Raw genomic sequence first — 14,392 nt, forward strand, 5'->3', positions numbered from 1 at the left:
AGGCCTGCAGTTTCGTTGAAAGGCGGCCTGCCGTGGTTATGAAATTATTTTTGATGTAATGGCAACAATATTTAGTTTGTTTTGAAAACCATCGCTCTCTAAGGTACAGCCCCATAGGCCGGCGCCATGGGGGCGTTGCCGCCGCTGATTCAGGAGAGATGAGGCCATGTCGGAACATCTGACGCTGGGCGAATACCTGGCCACCCAGAGCGGGCCGCAGGCGCGCGTGGTGACCGCGACCGTGCAAGCCATCGCCGAAGCCGCGCAGGAACTGGCCGAGCGCGTCTCACTGGGCGTGCTGGCCGGCGCCATGGGCGATATGCACGGCGGCCGTAACAGCGACGGGGACGCACAGAAGCAGCTGGACGTGGAAGCGCACGAGCTGTTCCTGCGCCGTCTGCGTGGCGCGCCGGTGGCGGCGATCGCCTCGGAGGAAAGCGATCACCCTGAAGTGCTGCAGCCGGATGCGCCGCTGGTGGTGGCCATCGATCCGCTCGACGGCTCCTCGAACATCGACACCAATGTCTCGATCGGCACCATCTTCTCGATTCTGCCGGCGCTGGAGGATCTGCCGCAGAGCTTCCTGCAGGCCGGCAATCAGCAGCTGGGCGCGGGCTTCGTGGTCTACGGACCGCAGACCGCGCTGGTGCTGAGCCTGCTCCAGGGCACTTCGGTGTTCGTGCTCGACCGTCGCCGCAATGTCTTCGTGCTCAGCCACGCCAAGCTGGAGCTGCCGGCCGGCACCCGCGAGTATGCGATCAATGCCTCCAACTACCGGCACTGGAACGCGCCGGTGCGCGCCTTCGTCGACGACTGCCTGCAGGGCACCGATGGTCCGCGCGGCCGTGACTTCAACATGCGCTGGATCGCGTCGCTGGTGGCGGACACCTATCGCATCCTGATGCGCGGCGGCGTGTTCCTGTATCCCGCCGATCGCCGTCCTTCGTACCGCCACGGCCGTCTGCGCCTGGTCTACGAAGCCAATCCGGTGGCGCTGCTGGTGGAACAGGCCGGCGGCGCGGCCAGCGACGGCGTGCGGCGCATCCTGGACATCGAGCCCGAACAGCTGCATCAGCGCATTCCGCTGGTGTTCGGTTCGGCCGACAAGGTGGAGCGTGTGCGCCGCTATCACCTCGATCCCATCCAGAGCACGCAGGGCTGGCCGCTGTTTGCGCGTCGCGGCCTGCTGCGCGGTTAAAACCATAAAAGGAGACCACAAGCCATGTCGGCCCTGCATCCCATCATCTCGATCACCGGCTCCTCGGGCGCCGGCACCACTTCGGTGAAGAACACCTTCGTGCAGATTTTCCGCCGCGAGAAGATCGAGGCGGCGTACATCGAAGGCGATGCCTTTCACCGCTACGACCGCGCGCAGATGAAGGCCGCGATCGCCAAGGCGACTGCCGAGGGCAACAACCACCTGAGCCATTTCGGCCCGGACGCCAATCTGCTCGAAGAGCTGGAGACGCTGTTCCGCGACTACGGCAAGAGCGGCGGCGGCCGCACCCGGCATTACGTGCACGACGAGCGCGAGGCGCAGCAGTACAACAGCCCGCCCGGCACCTTCACCGACTGGGAGCCGCTGCCGGCCAACACCGATCTGCTGTTCTACGAAGGCCTGCACGGCGCGGTGAAGCATGATCCGGTGGATATCGCCAAGCATGCCGATCTGAAGATCGGCGTGGTGCCGACCATCAACCTGGAGTGGATCCAGAAGCTGCATCGCGACCGCAGCCAGCGGGGTTATTCCACCGAAGCGATCATGGACACCATGCTGCGCCGCATGCCGGACTACGTGCATTACATCTGCCCGCAGTTCACGCAGACCGACATCAACTTCCAGCGCGTGCCCACGGTGGACACTTCCAATCCCTTCATCGCGCGCTGGATTCCCACGCCCGACGAATCGATGGTGGTGATCCGCTTCCGCGATCCGCATGGCATCGACTTCCCTTACCTGCTGTCGATGATCCCCAACAGCTTCATGTCGCGCGCCAATTCCATCGTGATTCCCGGCGGCAAGCAGGATCTGGCCATGCAGCTGATTCTCACCCCGATGATTCTGCGTCTGGTGCAGACGCGCCGACGCATGCTGTGAATCCCCAGACAACAAGACAACGCACCTGATCAGGAGGCAAGATGGCCCGCATCACCTTGAGACAACTGCTCGATCACGCCGCCGAATACGGCTACGGCGTGCCGGCGTTCAACATCAACAATATGGAGCAGGTGCTGGCGATCATGGCCGCCGCCAAGGCGGTGGACGCGCCGGTGATTCTGCAGGCCAGCCGCGGCGCACGCGCCTATGCCAACGACACCATGCTGGCGAAGATGGTCGAGGCCGTGGAGCTGATCTACCCGGAGATTCCGGTGTGCCTGCATCAGGATCATGGCAATGATCAGAGCACCTGCTTCTCGGCGATCCAGAACGGCTTCACCAGCGTGATGATGGACGGCTCGCTGGAGGCCGACGCCAAGACCCCGGCCAGCTACGAGTACAACGAGAACATCACCCGCAAGGTCACCGAAACCGCGCACACGGTGGGCGTGTCGGTGGAGGGTGAACTCGGCTGCCTGGGCTCGCTGGAAACCGGCAAGGGCGACAAGGAAGACGGCCACGGCGCGGAAGGCACGCTCTCGCACGATCAGCTGCTCACCGATCCGGATCAGGCCGTGGCCTTCGTGCGCGCCACGCGCGTCGATGCGCTGGCCATCGCCATGGGCACCAGCCACGGCGCCTACAAGTTCTCGCGCGCGCCCACCGGCGACATCCTGGCCATGAACGTGGTCAAGGAGATCAACCGCCGCATGCCGGGCCTGCATCTGGTGATGCACGGCTCCTCCTCCGTGCCGCAGGACCTGCAGGAAGAGTTCAACCGCTGGGGCGGCGCCATGCCGCAGACCTGGGGGGTGCCGGTTGCGGAGATCCAGCAGGGCATCAAGTACGGCGTACGCAAGGTGAACATCGACACCGACTGCCGTCTGGCGATGACCGCGCAGTTCCGCAAGATCGCGACCAAGGACAAGGCGGAATTCGATCCGCGCAAGTTCCTGAAGCCGGCGATGGACGCCATGCGTGCGCTTTGCCAGCAGCGCTACGAGGAGTTCGGCACGGCCGGTCAGGCCAGCCGCATCAAGACCATTCCGCTGGCCGAGATGGCGCGCCGCTACAAGAGTGGCGCACTCGACCCGCAAGGCCCCGAGTTGTCGGTGGCCGCCTGAAGATCATTGGAGACGAACCATGAATGACATTGCCAATCCCCCGATGAGTGCCAAGCAGCGCTACTCGGCCGGTGTGCTCAAGTATCGCCAGATGGGTTACTGGGACGGCGACTACCAGCCCAAGGAAACCGATGTGATCTGCCTGTTCCGCATCACGCCGCAGGAAGGCGTGGACCCGGTGGAAGCCGCGGCGGCGGTGGCCGGCGAATCCTCGACCGCGACCTGGACCGTGGTGTGGACCGACCGCCTCACCGCCTGCGACAGCTATCGCGCCAAGGCTTATCGCGTCGATCCGGTGCCGAACACCCCGGGCCAGTTCTTCGCCTACGTGGCCTATGACCTGATCCTGTTCGAAGAAGGCTCGATCGCCAACATGACCGCGAGCCTGATCGGCAACGTGTTCAGCTTCAAGCCGCTCAAGGCCGCGCGCCTGGAAGACATCCGCGTGCCGGTGGCGTATCTCAAGACCTTCAAGGGTCCGCCCACCGGGCTGGTGGTGGAGCGCGAGCGTCTGGACAAGTTCGGCCGTCCGCTGCTGGGCGCCACCACCAAGCCCAAGCTGGGTCTCTCGGGCCGCAACTACGGCCGCGTGATCTACGAAGGCCTGAAGGGTGGCCTGGACTTCATGAAGGATGACGAGAACATCAACTCGCAGCCCTTCATGCACTGGCGCGACCGCTTCCTGTACTGCATGGATGCGGTGAACAAGGCTTCGGCCGCCACCGGCGAGGTGAAGGGCACGTATCTGAACGTGACCGCCGCGACCATGGAAGACATGTACGAGCGCGCCGAGTTCGCCAAGGAACTGGGCTCGGTGGTGGTGATGGTCGATCTGGTGATCGGCTACACCGCGATCCAGTCGATGGCCAACTGGTGCCGCAAGCACGACATGCTGATGCACATGCACCGCGCCGGCCACGGCACCTACACGCGCCAGAAGAACCACGGCGTGAGCTTCCGCGTGATCGCCAAGTGGCTGCGCATGGCGGGGTGCGACCATCTGCACGCCGGCACCGCGGTGGGCAAGCTGGAAGGCGATCCGCTGACCGTGCAGGGCTACTACAACGTCTGCCGCGACAGCTACACCAAGCAGGATCTGCCGCGCGGCCTGTTCTTCGATCAGGACTGGGCGGATCTGAAGAAGATCATGCCGGTGGCCTCGGGCGGCATTCACGCCGGCCAGATGCACCAGCTGCTCGACCTGTTCGGCGACGATGTGATTCTGCAGTTCGGCGGCGGCACCATCGGCCATCCGCAGGGCATCCAGGCCGGTGCGGTGGCCAACCGCGTGGCGCTGGAAGCCATGGTCAAGGCCCGCAACGAGGGCAAGGACATCGTCAAGGAAGGTCCGGAGATCCTGCGCGCCGCCGCACGCTGGTGCACGCCGCTGAAGGCTGCGCTGGATACCTGGGGTGAGATCAGCTTCAACTACACCTCGACCGACACCTCGGACTTCGTGCCCACCGCCACCGCCAGCTAAGGAGACCGCACCATGATGACCAACCCGATGCAACGTCTCACCCAGGGCCAGTTCAGCTTTCTGCCGGACCTGAGCGACGCCGAGATCAAGCAGCAGATCGAATACGGCCTGGAGAAGGGCTATGCCTGGAGCGTGGAGTACACGGATGATCCGCATCCGCGCAACACCTTCTGGGAGATGTTCGGCATGCCGATGTTCGATCTGAAAGACGCCGCCGGCGTGATGATGGAACTGGCCGCCTGCCGCAAGACCTTCCCGAATCACTACATCCGCATGATGGCCTTCGATTCCACGCGCAACGTGGAATCGATCACCATGAGCTTCATCGTCAACCGTCCGCCCAGCGAGCCCGGCTTCGGCCTGGTGCGCCAGGAAGTGCAAGGCCGCAGCCTGCGTTACACCGTGCAGGGCTACAGCAGCGCCAAGCCAGAAGGTGAGAGGTACTAATCATGGCCACCATCGCCGCGAATACCGCCGTGAACGAACCGGGTCCCTCGCAGGACAAGGCCGCGACCGTGGATCTGCAGGCGATCATCCGTGAAACCCAGGTCGGCGAGGTGCTCGACCAGCTCGATCGCGAGCTGGTCGGGCTGGTCCCGGTCAAGCGCCGCATCCGCGAAATCGCCGCGTACCTGGCGGTGACGCGGGCGCGCAAGGCGCTGAACCTCGACGCCAGCCCGCCCTCGCTGCACATGTGCTTCACCGGCAATCCCGGCACCGGCAAAACCACCGTCGCGCTGCGCATGGCCGAGATCCTGCACCGTCTCGGTTATGTGCGAAAAGGCCATGTGGTCAGCGTCACGCGCGACGATCTGGTCGGCCAGTACATCGGCCACACCGCGCCCAAGACCAAGGAAGTGCTGAAGAAGGCCATGGGCGGCGTGCTGTTCATCGACGAGGCCTACTACCTGTATCGCCCGGAGAACGAGCGCGACTACGGCCAGGAAGCCATCGAGATCCTGCTGCAGGTGATGGAGAACAACCGCGATGATCTGGTGGTGATCCTGGCGGGCTACAAGAACCGCATGGACACCTTCTTCCAGTCCAATCCCGGCATGTCCTCGCGCATCGCGCATCACATCGATTTCCCCGACTACTCGGCCGAGGAGCTGCTGCTGATCGCACGCAAGATGGTCGAGCAGATGCATTACCGCTTCAACGCCGGCGCCGAGACCGCGATGCGCGAGTACATCGCCGCGCGTCTCACCCAGCCCAATTTCGCCAACGCCCGTTCGATCCGCAATGCCCTGGATCGCGCCCGTCTGCGCCAGGCCAACCGCCTGTTCGAAAGCCCTTATGGCATCGACATGGAAGCGCTGATGAGCTTGAGCGAACCGGACATCCGCGCCAGCCGCGTGTTCACGCAGGGCAGCGGCGGCGAAGCCGAGACCGGCGGCTGAGGCGAGCATGCTGCAGGCACTGATTTTCGACGTGGACGGCACGCTGGCCGAGAGCGAGGAGGCCCATCGCGCCGCGTTCAACGCCGCGTTCGCCGAAGCCGGCCTGGACTGGTACTGGGACCGCGAACTCTATGCGCAGCTGTTGAAGGTCACCGGCGGCAAGGAACGCATCCGTCACTATCTGCAGCAGGCTCCGCGTCGTCTGGGCGGCGGGGGCGAGGACTGGATCGCGCGCCTGCATCAGCGCAAGAACGCGCTCTATGCCGCCGCCGTGCGCGGTGGCGCGGTGCCGCTGCGCAGCGGTGTGCGGCGTCTGATCAGCGAGGCCCGCCATGCCGGTCTGCAGCTGGCCATTGCCACCACCACCAGCGAGGCCAATGTCCGCGAGCTGCTGGAAGCGGCGGAGCTTGCCGGGCATTTCGACTGCATCGTCGCGGGCGATGCGGTGCGCGCGAAGAAGCCGGCGCCACATGTCTATCTGGAAACGCTGCGGCGCCTGCAGCTGCCGGCGCGCGACTGTCTGGCGCTGGAGGACAGCGAACTGGGCCTGCGCGCGGCCAGCGCCGCCGGCATCGCCACCGTGGTCACGCTCAGCGTCTACACCCTGCAGCAGGATTTCAGCGGCGCGCTGGCGGTGCTGGATCAGCTGGGCGAACCGCAGCAACCGTTCCGCCTGCGCGAAGGTCCGCAAGCTGACGGCGTCTCACACGTCAACCTTGATCTGCTGCGGCGCTGGCATCAACAAGCCAGCCTGCGCGCAGAAGCCGGCGCAGTGCTGTAAGCATCAGATGCAAGCACTACCGCACCCGAACGGCATGTTCGGCGCGGCAGCGCCGTAAGCAGTCGGGCCTTGCTGTTGCTTGCTTCGTTTTGTTCTTGATCTATTGGCTTCTTCCACCGCCCTTCGGCGGCGGCCGCAGAAGCTCCCCCGTAGGTCGCTTCTGCTCTCTTTGCTTGTGCAAAGAGAAGTAAGCAAGAGAAAGCACACCCCGGCTCTGGCGCCCGCTACGCCGGTGCCTGAGCTGTGCAACGTGCTCGGGGCCGTTGCGGACACGCCATCCCTGGCGTGGCCGCAACTGAGCCGCCCTTGCCAAGCGGCTCTCCCCTGCGCGCGCCGCACAGCTCAGCGCCAGAGACGGGGACCCCAAAGTCAAAAGCCACAGCAACAGCAGCTTCGAGCACGGAGCGTCGCTGCGCTGTTGCTTTTGACTTGCCCCCCTTTGCCTCGCACCGAGCAGCGCAGCGAGCGCAGTGGGAGAATCGAACAGGAAGTTCGATTCAGTTGCAGCCGCGCCATGGATGGCGCGTCTGCAACGGCCCCGAGCACGTGAGCAGCGCTTACCTGCCGGCGCCGCGACAGCGGCGACGGATGCGAGGCGCAGGGCGTGATTTCTCTTGGGTACTTCTCTTTGCACGAGCAAAGAGAGCAGAAGCGACCTACGGGGGAGCTTCTGCCGCGGGCGCCGACAGGCGCACGAAACCAAAACCATATAAGGCGATTAGCCAAGCAACAAGAACGGCGGGTTACGGCGCTAGCGCGTCTAACCCGCCCGACAGGTCTACCCCTTCACGTGCCTTCCGCCGCCGGCAGCGTCATCACAAACACCGCCCCGCCCTGCGGCGCATTCTCCGCGGCAATGCCGCCGCCGTGATCGCGCACGATCGCATCGCTGATCGACAGGCCCAGTCCGGTGCCCTTGCCCACCGGCTTGGTGGTGAAGAAAGGGTCGAAGATGCGACTCAGGTTTTCCGCACTGATGCCCGGCCCGTTGTCGGCAAAGCGCAGCAGCACCTGCGCGCCGATGCGCTCCGCACTGATCGACAGCTGCGGATGCGGCGTCTTCTCCATGGCGTCCAGCGCGTTCTGGATCAGGTTCACCATCACCTGATGCAGAGGGCCCTCATGCCCCAGCGCCTGCAGCGCAGGATCCACCTGCACCTGCACGTCCAGGCTGCGCGCGGCATTCTGTGTCACCCAGTGGATGGCGCTGTCCAGCGTCGCGCGCAGCGCCACCGGCACCGCCGGACCACGCCGGCTGCCGGTGAAGCGGCGCAGATCATTGACGATGTCGCGCACACGCTCGGCACCTTCAAGGGTGCCGGCGATCAGCGGCTCCAGATCTTCCAGCGCGCGGTCCAGACGCAGCTCGCGACGCAGCGCCGCCAGCTCCGGATGACCTTCCAGACGCTGCGTGGCGTCCAGATAACGGCGGATGCGGTCGCCGTATTTCTTCAGGGTGTGGACATTGGAATAGACGAAGCTGATCGGATTGTTCAGCTCATGCGCCACGCCCGCGACCAGACGACCCACGGTGGCCAGCTTCTCCGAATGGATCAGCTGCTGCTGGGTGCGCTTGAGTTCCATGTGCGCATCGTTGAGCGCGTCGTAAGCGCGGCGCAACTCACCTACCGGACGTCCGATCAGCACGATGCCGGCGAAGCGGTTGCGACGGTCGTGCCGCCGCGAACAGTTCACCGCCAGCGGCATCGGCCCTTCGCGCCCGGCGAGAATCAGCTCGTAGTCCTTGACCACCTCCAGACGCGCGCGCGTCATCAGGCTCTGCACCAGCTCGCGATTGCCGGGCACGAACACCTCGTGCAGCGGCCGGCCGTGCAGCTCGTCCTCGGGAATGCCGGTCAGCTCGTTGAGCGCGCGGTTGGCCTGCTGGATACGGCCCTGCGCATCGCAGGCGATCAGCACATCGAACATCGAGGACAGCACGCCGGAGATGAAGTTGTGCGCGTTCTCCAGCGCCTGGTTCTTGCTTTCGAGATCGGATTCGTAACGGATCAGGTCGGCGTAGACCTCATCCATCTTGCGCACGACATCAATCCAGACCCCTTCGCTGAAGGCGCCAGGGGTCTCGCCGGCGATGCTCTTGAACAGACTCGTGACAGCGGGTTTGCGGGTTCGGGCCATGCGCGAAAGCCTGTGGACGACAGCCCTATTATGTCGCCGCGGCGCCGCGATGCACTGCCTTTTTGTGCGTGGCTAGTGAAAATGCTCGTGCACGTGGCTGCGCCCCTCACCGTGACTGTGACGATGCTGGTGCAGCTGGATCTGGCCGTATTTTTCCTCGACACGGGCCAGCTTCCACCACAGCACCGACAGCAGCCAGGCCAGCAGGAACACCGCCACGATCAGATAGCCGAGCACGCCGAAGTCCAGATCGGCGATGCGCTGATACCAGGGCCCCTGCAGCGCCAGCAGATGGATCAGCACCTGCATCAGCTCGATGCTGCCGATCACCAGCGCCACGGCGATCGACAGGCCGGTGGTGCTGATGTTGTAGAAGATCTTGCGCAGCGGATTGACGAAGGCCCAGTCGTAAGCCCCGCACATCAGCACGCCGTCGGTGGTATCCATGGCCGACATGCCGGCGGCGAACAGCAGCGGCAGCGACAAGGCCGCCGCAGCCGGCATGTCGGCCATGGCGCCGGCCGTCATCGCCAGCAGCGCAATCTCCGAGGCGGTGTCGAAGCCCAGGCCGAACAGCAGGCCCAGGGGATACATCTGTGCGCTGTGCCGGATGCCCTGGCGCAGCCGCCCGCCGAACAGGCGGTTCATCAGGCCACGCTGCGCCAGCAGTTCCTCCAGATGATCATGACTGTGCCGGCCGCTGCGCGCCCGCCGCCAGAGCTTGAGGATGTCCAGCAGCACGAACAGATTGAGGATGCCGATCAGCCACAGGAACACGCCGGAGACGCCGGCGCCGATCAGATGTCCGTACTGCTGCATCTGCGGCAGCTCGCGATGCACGAAGCCGGCGGCGAAGATCACCGCCAGCGCCAGCAGGAACACGATGCTGGAATGCCCCAGCGAGAAGAAGAAGCCAACGCCCAGGGGGCGCTGGCCACTGCGCATCAGGAAGCGCACGGTGTCGTCCACCGCCGCGATGTGATCGGCGTCGAAGGCGTGGCGCAGACCGAACATATAGGCCGCGAAGCCCAGGCCCACCAGCGGCGGATGACGGGCGGCGTAATACAGATACAGGCCCCAGCCGGCGAGATGCAGCAGGGCGATGAAACCGTAGAAGCCGGCCAGGCGCAGCCATTCGGCGCGTGTGAAGCCCAGGCGGCGCTCGCCGCGCAGGGGCAGCAGGCTGTCGACGCTCAGGGCCTGCGGCGCCGGCTCGGGTCGGTAAGGTGCGGGTTTCATGCGGCGGTCCTTGCCCCGCTGCCGCCGCGAGTGCCGCCTACACGCATGCTTCCACCTCCAGCTCGCGAATCTTCAGTTCCGAACCCGCCAGCAACTCCACCTGCAGACTGCCGCAGGCCGCACAGCGCCCCACCGGCAGATCCATTGCAAACTCCGCGCCGCAGTCGCTGCAACGGCCGCGCCCTTCGATCTCCTCGATCTCCAGCGTGGCGCCGGCCAGCACGGTGTCGGCGGCGCAGACCTCGAAGCAGAAGCGGATCGACTCCGGCATCACCGCCGACAGCTTGCCGATCTGCAGGCGCACGCAGCTGACGCGCTGACCGCCAGCGTGCTCGCAGGCAATGGCCACGATGCTGCGCGTGATCGACAGCTCATGCATGACTCAGCTCCTGCACGTCCAGCAGATACAACTCGCGGGCCGGACGCGCCATCAGCTGCGCGGCGATGCTGGCCTTGAGCCCGGTCAGCTGCGCTTCTTCGCGCTCGCTGCGCTGCGGGCGGCCGGCGAGCGCGAAGAAGCGCGGATCCACCACCCCCTCGCGCAGCGCCAGCTGCACGCGCAGCGCCGGTGTTTCCAGCTGGAAGCGGAAAGCCTGCTCGCTGCCGCAGTTGCCGCCCGGCCCCAGGCTTTCCTGCCGGTAACGACCGCGACTGACGCAGCGCGTCACGAACTCCAGCGCGTCCACCACGCCCGGCCCGCTGTGCCAGGAGCACAGCTGCAAGTCGCGGCGATCCCAGGTCTGCGCCTCGGACAGGACCGCCGCGGCGCGCACCATGGCCTGAAAGCCCAGCGCCGCGCCGGTCAGCGCGCCGCCGCCGTGATATTCGAGCAGGCTCTGGTAATGCAGCTGCAGCGGCCGGCCGTGATCGAGTATCAGCAGGGGCGCGGACATGTGCGGGTTCCCGCAGCGCTCAGCAGATGCGCGGCAGCTGCTCGCCGACCAGCATGTCCACCACCCGCTCGCCGCCGAAGCCGGTTTCCAGAATCACCGCGCCGCGCGGCGCCGCCACCACGCGGCCCACGCAGGCGGCGTCGCGACCGGCGGGCAGTGCGCGCATCGCCGCCAGCACCGCCTCGACCGCCTCGCCCGGCACCACCGCCACCAGCTTGCCCTCGTTGGCCAGATACAGCGGGTCCAGCCCCAGGATCTCGCAGGCGCCTTTCACGTCTTCACGCAGCGGCAGGGTTTGCTCCTGCAGCCGGATGCCGACCTGCGAGCTCTGCGCAAACTCGTTGAGCACCGTGGCCAGGCCGCCGCGCGTGGCGTCACGCAGGCAATGGATGTCCGGGCAGGCGCGCAGCATCGCCGCGACCAGCTCGTGCAGCGGCTGGCAGTCGCTGGGCACCTCGGCCTGCAAGGCCAGCTGGCCGCGGGCGATGAGAATCGCCGCGCCGTGATCACCCAGCGTGCCGTTGATGATCACCGCATCGCCCGGCTGCGCCCGCGAGGCGGAGATGTTGATGCCGGCCGGCACCACGCCGATGCCGGCGGTGTTGATGAACAGCTTGTCGGCGCTGCCGCGCTCCACCACCTTGGTGTCGCCGGTGACGATCTGCACGCCGGCGGCCAGCGCCGCCTGGCGCATGCTCTCCACCACGCGGCGCAGGGTCTCGATCGGCAGGCCTTCCTCCAGCACCACGCCGCAGGACAGATACAGCGGCCGCGCGCCGCTCATGGCCAGATCGTTGACCGTGCCGTTCACCGCCAGATGGCCGATGTCGCCGCCGGGGAAGAACAGCGGATCGACGACATAGGTGTCGGTGGTGAAGGCCAGGCGTTCGCCGTGCGTGCCCAGCTGCTTGAGATCAAATACAGCCTGATCCTCCAGCGCCGACAGCGAGGGATTGTCGAAGGCGCCGACGAACACGTCGGCGATCAGATCGCGCATCGCCTTGCCGCCGCTGCCGTGCGAGAGATTGACGTGCGTGTCGTTGATGCGCGGCCGGCGCTTGCCGTCGTTTGCCGAGAAATCATTCATGCGCTCACCTTGTCCTGGCGGTCTTCACGCAGGCGACTGGTGTCGATGCGTGCATATTGGTAATAGGCGGCGCAGGCGCCTTCGCTGGACACCATCAGCGAACCCAGCGGCGTCTGCGGCGTGCAGGCGGTGCCGAACACCTTGCAGTCGCGCGGCTTGATGGCGCCCTTGAGCACCTCGCCGCACTGGCAGGACTTGGGATCGGCGATCTTCAGGTTCGGCACCGGGAACTTGCGCTCGGCGTCGTACTGCGCATACGCCTCGCGCACCCGCACGCCGGAGTGATCGATGGAGCCCAGGCCGCGCCATTCGAAGAACTCGCGCAGCTCGAAGACTTCCTGCACCGAACGCAGCGCCACCTCGTTGCCATGCTCGGGCACGATGCGGCCATACTGGTTTTCGATTTCGCAGCGGCCGTCGACGATCTGCCGTAGCACCATCCACAGCGACTGCAGCACGTCCAGCGGCTCGAAGCCGGCCACCACCAGCGGCTTGCGGTAGTGCTGGGCGATGAACTGATACGGCGCGGTGCCGATCACCATGCTGACGTGGCCGGGGCCGAGGAAACCGTCCAGCTGCATGCCCGGCGAATCGAGGATGGCCTTGATGGTGGGAATGATGGTGATGTGATTGCAGAACAGCGAGAAGTTGTCGATGCCCTGGCGCTTGGCTTCCAGCACCGTCATCGCGGTGCTGGGCATGGTGGTCTCGAAACCCAGGCCGAAGAAGATCACCTCGCGCCCCGGGTTGTCGCGCGCCAGCTGCAGCGCATCCAGCGGCGAGTACACCATGCGCACATCGGCGCCCTCGGCCTTGGCCTTGAGCAGGCTCTTGCGCGAACCGGGCACACGCATGGCGTCGCCGAAGGTGGTGAAGATCACCTCGGGACGTTCGGCCAGGGCCACGCAGTCATCGACACGTCCCATGGGCAGCACGCAGACCGGACAGCCCGGACCGTGCACGAATTCGATGGTGTCCGGCAGCAGCTGCTGGATGCCGTAGCGGAAGATCGCGTGGGTGTGCCCGCCGCAGACCTCCATCACCAGCAGCGGATTGTCGGGGCCGCGCCCGATCTGCCTGGCCAGCTGCCGGATCTCGGCGGCCAGCGCACGCGCCTTGGCCGGATCGCGGAATTCATCCACATGTTTCATGACGCCGTCTCCGCGCTGCCGCGGTTGTCCGCCAGCAGGGTATGCACCAGATCCCACAGAATGTGATAGCAGGCCACATGGGTTTCCTGCACGCGGTGGATGCTGTCGCTGGCCACCACCAGACAGTGATCCAGATGCGGGCTGTGCGCCATGGCGCCGCCGTCGTGACCGGCAAAGCCGATCGTGGTCATGCCCAGCTTCCTGGCCTGCATGAAGGCATTGAGCAGATTGTCGGAGTTGCCGCTGGTGGACATGCCGACCAGCGCATCGCCGCGACGGCCATGGGCGATCACCTGGCGCGCGAACACCTGATCGAAGCCCACATCATTGCCCACCGCCGTCATCATCGCGGTGTCGCCCATCAGATTCATCGCCGGCAGCGCCGGCCGCCCGGCCGTGACCGGATGCTGGAACTCCACGGCGATATGCGCGGCATCGCAGCTGGAGCCGCCATTGCCCATGCACAGCAGCCGCCCGCCGCGCCGGTACACCTCGGCCAGCGCCCGCGCTGCCGCCACCAGGCGCGTGCCGTTCTCGGCGAAGAAGCGGCGCTTGGTTTCGATGCTGTCCTGCGACTTCTGCGTCACCGATTCCAGCAGCGCCTGCTCCAGACGCTGCGGGTTCTGCGATTCGCCATGCAGGAAGGGATAGAGCCCCTGCAGGGCATCACGGATCACCGGCGCGCTCATGACAGCCTCGTGCCGACGGCCGGCTCGGCCGCGGACTGGCGCATGGCCTCGATCTCGGCCTGCGCCTCGCCCAGCTGCGTCAGCAGCTCCAGGGTACGCGCCGCTTCCTCTTCGTCGATGCGGCTCATGGCAAAGCCGACGTGCACCAGCACCCAGTCGCCCAGGCAGGCTTGCGCCGGATGCGCCTCGTCGACGATGAAGGCGATATTGATGGCGCGCCGCACACCGCCCACCTCGACCACCGCCAGCTTCTGCGCGGCATCGCTGATTTCGACGATGCGGCCCGGTATCCCCAGACACATGAGACCTCT

General features: G+C 65.8%; 15 protein-coding genes. 7 read left to right on the forward strand and 8 right to left on the reverse strand.

Annotated features, from left to right (window positions below):
• The first annotated feature begins 166 nt into the window (after positions 1 to 166).
• From BMY12_RS05810 to BMY12_RS05840, 7 genes are read left to right on the forward strand one after another with little or no spacing between them, the layout of a single operon-like run.
• A complete protein-coding gene (locus BMY12_RS05810) occupies positions 167 to 1,198 on the forward strand; it encodes a class 1 fructose-bisphosphatase (RefSeq protein ID WP_093283315.1) in 1,032 nt (343 codons plus the stop codon).
• Positions 1,199 to 1,222: 24 nt separating this feature from the next.
• Complete coding sequence (locus BMY12_RS05815; RefSeq protein WP_093283318.1) at positions 1,223 to 2,098, forward strand: phosphoribulokinase; 876 nt, start codon at positions 1,223 to 1,225, stop codon at positions 2,096 to 2,098.
• 41 nt (positions 2,099 to 2,139) lie between these two features.
• A complete protein-coding gene (gene fba, locus BMY12_RS05820; RefSeq protein ID WP_093283320.1) occupies positions 2,140 to 3,222 on the forward strand; it encodes a class II fructose-bisphosphate aldolase in 1,083 nt (360 codons plus the stop codon).
• 19 nt (positions 3,223 to 3,241) lie between these two features.
• Positions 3,242 to 4,702: a form I ribulose bisphosphate carboxylase large subunit gene (locus BMY12_RS05825; RefSeq protein WP_093283324.1), complete on the forward strand. Its 1,461-nt coding sequence runs from the start codon at positions 3,242 to 3,244 to the stop codon at positions 4,700 to 4,702.
• Positions 4,703 to 4,714: 12 nt separating this feature from the next.
• A complete protein-coding gene (locus BMY12_RS05830) occupies positions 4,715 to 5,149 on the forward strand; it encodes a ribulose bisphosphate carboxylase small subunit (protein ID WP_093283326.1) in 435 nt (144 codons plus the stop codon).
• Between the two features lie 2 nt (positions 5,150 to 5,151).
• The gene (gene cbbX / locus BMY12_RS05835) at positions 5,152 to 6,102 is read left to right on the forward strand and encodes a CbbX protein (protein WP_093283329.1); all 951 of its coding nucleotides are present in this window, start codon (positions 5,152 to 5,154) and stop codon (positions 6,100 to 6,102) included.
• Positions 6,103 to 6,109: 7 nt separating this feature from the next.
• Positions 6,110 to 6,883 (forward strand): HAD-IA family hydrolase, encoded by a 774-nt coding sequence (locus BMY12_RS05840; RefSeq protein ID WP_093283332.1) that lies wholly within the window; start codon positions 6,110 to 6,112, stop codon positions 6,881 to 6,883.
• Between the two features lie 786 nt (positions 6,884 to 7,669).
• On the opposite strand, the gene BMY12_RS05845 is transcribed toward BMY12_RS05840, so the two are convergent.
• From BMY12_RS05845 to BMY12_RS05880, 8 genes are all read right to left on the reverse strand, one after another.
• On the reverse strand, positions 7,670 to 9,022 hold the full coding sequence (locus tag BMY12_RS05845; protein ID WP_093283334.1) for a sensor histidine kinase: 1,353 nt from the start codon (positions 9,020 to 9,022) through the stop codon (positions 7,670 to 7,672).
• A gap of 72 nt (positions 9,023 to 9,094) precedes the next feature.
• Complete coding sequence (locus BMY12_RS05850; protein ID WP_093283337.1) at positions 9,095 to 10,261, reverse strand: HoxN/HupN/NixA family nickel/cobalt transporter; 1,167 nt, start codon at positions 10,259 to 10,261, stop codon at positions 9,095 to 9,097.
• A 37-nt stretch (positions 10,262 to 10,298) separates the two neighbouring features.
• Entirely contained in the window at positions 10,299 to 10,640 is a 342-nt protein-coding gene (hypA, locus tag BMY12_RS05855; RefSeq protein WP_093283339.1) for a hydrogenase maturation nickel metallochaperone HypA, read from the reverse strand.
• Entirely contained in the window at positions 10,633 to 11,154 is a 522-nt protein-coding gene (locus BMY12_RS05860; protein ID WP_093283342.1) for a hypothetical protein, read from the reverse strand. Before BMY12_RS05860 ends, hypA begins: the two co-directional genes overlap by 8 nt.
• Before the next feature lie 19 nt (positions 11,155 to 11,173).
• Positions 11,174 to 12,241, reverse strand: a complete 1,068-nt coding sequence (gene hypE, locus BMY12_RS05865; RefSeq protein ID WP_093283343.1) for a hydrogenase expression/formation protein HypE — start codon at positions 12,239 to 12,241, stop codon at positions 11,174 to 11,176.
• Positions 12,238 to 13,392: a hydrogenase formation protein HypD gene (gene hypD, locus BMY12_RS05870; RefSeq protein WP_093283346.1), complete on the reverse strand. Its 1,155-nt coding sequence runs from the start codon at positions 13,390 to 13,392 to the stop codon at positions 12,238 to 12,240. The genes hypE and hypD overlap by 4 nt, the downstream gene beginning before the upstream one ends.
• Positions 13,389 to 14,081: a D-sedoheptulose-7-phosphate isomerase gene (locus BMY12_RS05875; RefSeq protein ID WP_093283348.1), complete on the reverse strand. Its 693-nt coding sequence runs from the start codon at positions 14,079 to 14,081 to the stop codon at positions 13,389 to 13,391. The genes hypD and BMY12_RS05875 overlap by 4 nt, the downstream gene beginning before the upstream one ends.
• On the reverse strand, positions 14,078 to 14,383 hold the full coding sequence (locus BMY12_RS05880) for a HypC/HybG/HupF family hydrogenase formation chaperone (protein ID WP_093283351.1): 306 nt from the start codon (positions 14,381 to 14,383) through the stop codon (positions 14,078 to 14,080). Before BMY12_RS05880 ends, BMY12_RS05875 begins: the two co-directional genes overlap by 4 nt.
• Positions 14,384 to 14,392: the final 9 nt, after the last annotated feature.

The organism is Solimonas aquatica, from assembly GCF_900111015.1.
GTDB classification, from domain to species: domain Bacteria; phylum Pseudomonadota; class Gammaproteobacteria; order Nevskiales; family Nevskiaceae; genus Solimonas; species Solimonas aquatica.

Coding starts and splice junctions, on each gene's coding strand:
- BMY12_RS05810 (WP_093283315.1), top strand. CDS start 167: ATGTCGGAACATCTGACGCTGGGCGAATACCTGGCCACCCAGAGCGGG.
- BMY12_RS05815 (WP_093283318.1), top strand. CDS start 1,223: ATGTCGGCCCTGCATCCCATCATCTCGATCACCGGCTCCTCGGGCGCC.
- fba (WP_093283320.1), top strand. CDS start 2,140: ATGGCCCGCATCACCTTGAGACAACTGCTCGATCACGCCGCCGAATAC.
- BMY12_RS05825 (WP_093283324.1), top strand. CDS start 3,242: ATGAATGACATTGCCAATCCCCCGATGAGTGCCAAGCAGCGCTACTCG.
- BMY12_RS05830 (WP_093283326.1), top strand. CDS start 4,715: ATGATGACCAACCCGATGCAACGTCTCACCCAGGGCCAGTTCAGCTTT.
- cbbX (WP_093283329.1), top strand. CDS start 5,152: ATGGCCACCATCGCCGCGAATACCGCCGTGAACGAACCGGGTCCCTCG.
- BMY12_RS05840 (WP_093283332.1), top strand. CDS start 6,110: ATGCTGCAGGCACTGATTTTCGACGTGGACGGCACGCTGGCCGAGAGC.
- BMY12_RS05845 (WP_093283334.1), bottom strand. CDS start 9,022: ATGGCCCGAACCCGCAAACCCGCTGTCACGAGTCTGTTCAAGAGCATC.
- BMY12_RS05850 (WP_093283337.1), bottom strand. CDS start 10,261: ATGAAACCCGCACCTTACCGACCCGAGCCGGCGCCGCAGGCCCTGAGC.
- hypA (WP_093283339.1), bottom strand. CDS start 10,640: ATGCATGAGCTGTCGATCACGCGCAGCATCGTGGCCATTGCCTGCGAG.
- BMY12_RS05860 (WP_093283342.1), bottom strand. CDS start 11,154: ATGTCCGCGCCCCTGCTGATACTCGATCACGGCCGGCCGCTGCAGCTG.
- hypE (WP_093283343.1), bottom strand. CDS start 12,241: ATGAATGATTTCTCGGCAAACGACGGCAAGCGCCGGCCGCGCATCAAC.
- hypD (WP_093283346.1), bottom strand. CDS start 13,392: ATGAAACATGTGGATGAATTCCGCGATCCGGCCAAGGCGCGTGCGCTG.
- BMY12_RS05875 (WP_093283348.1), bottom strand. CDS start 14,081: ATGAGCGCGCCGGTGATCCGTGATGCCCTGCAGGGGCTCTATCCCTTC.
- BMY12_RS05880 (WP_093283351.1), bottom strand. CDS start 14,383: ATGTGTCTGGGGATACCGGGCCGCATCGTCGAAATCAGCGATGCCGCG.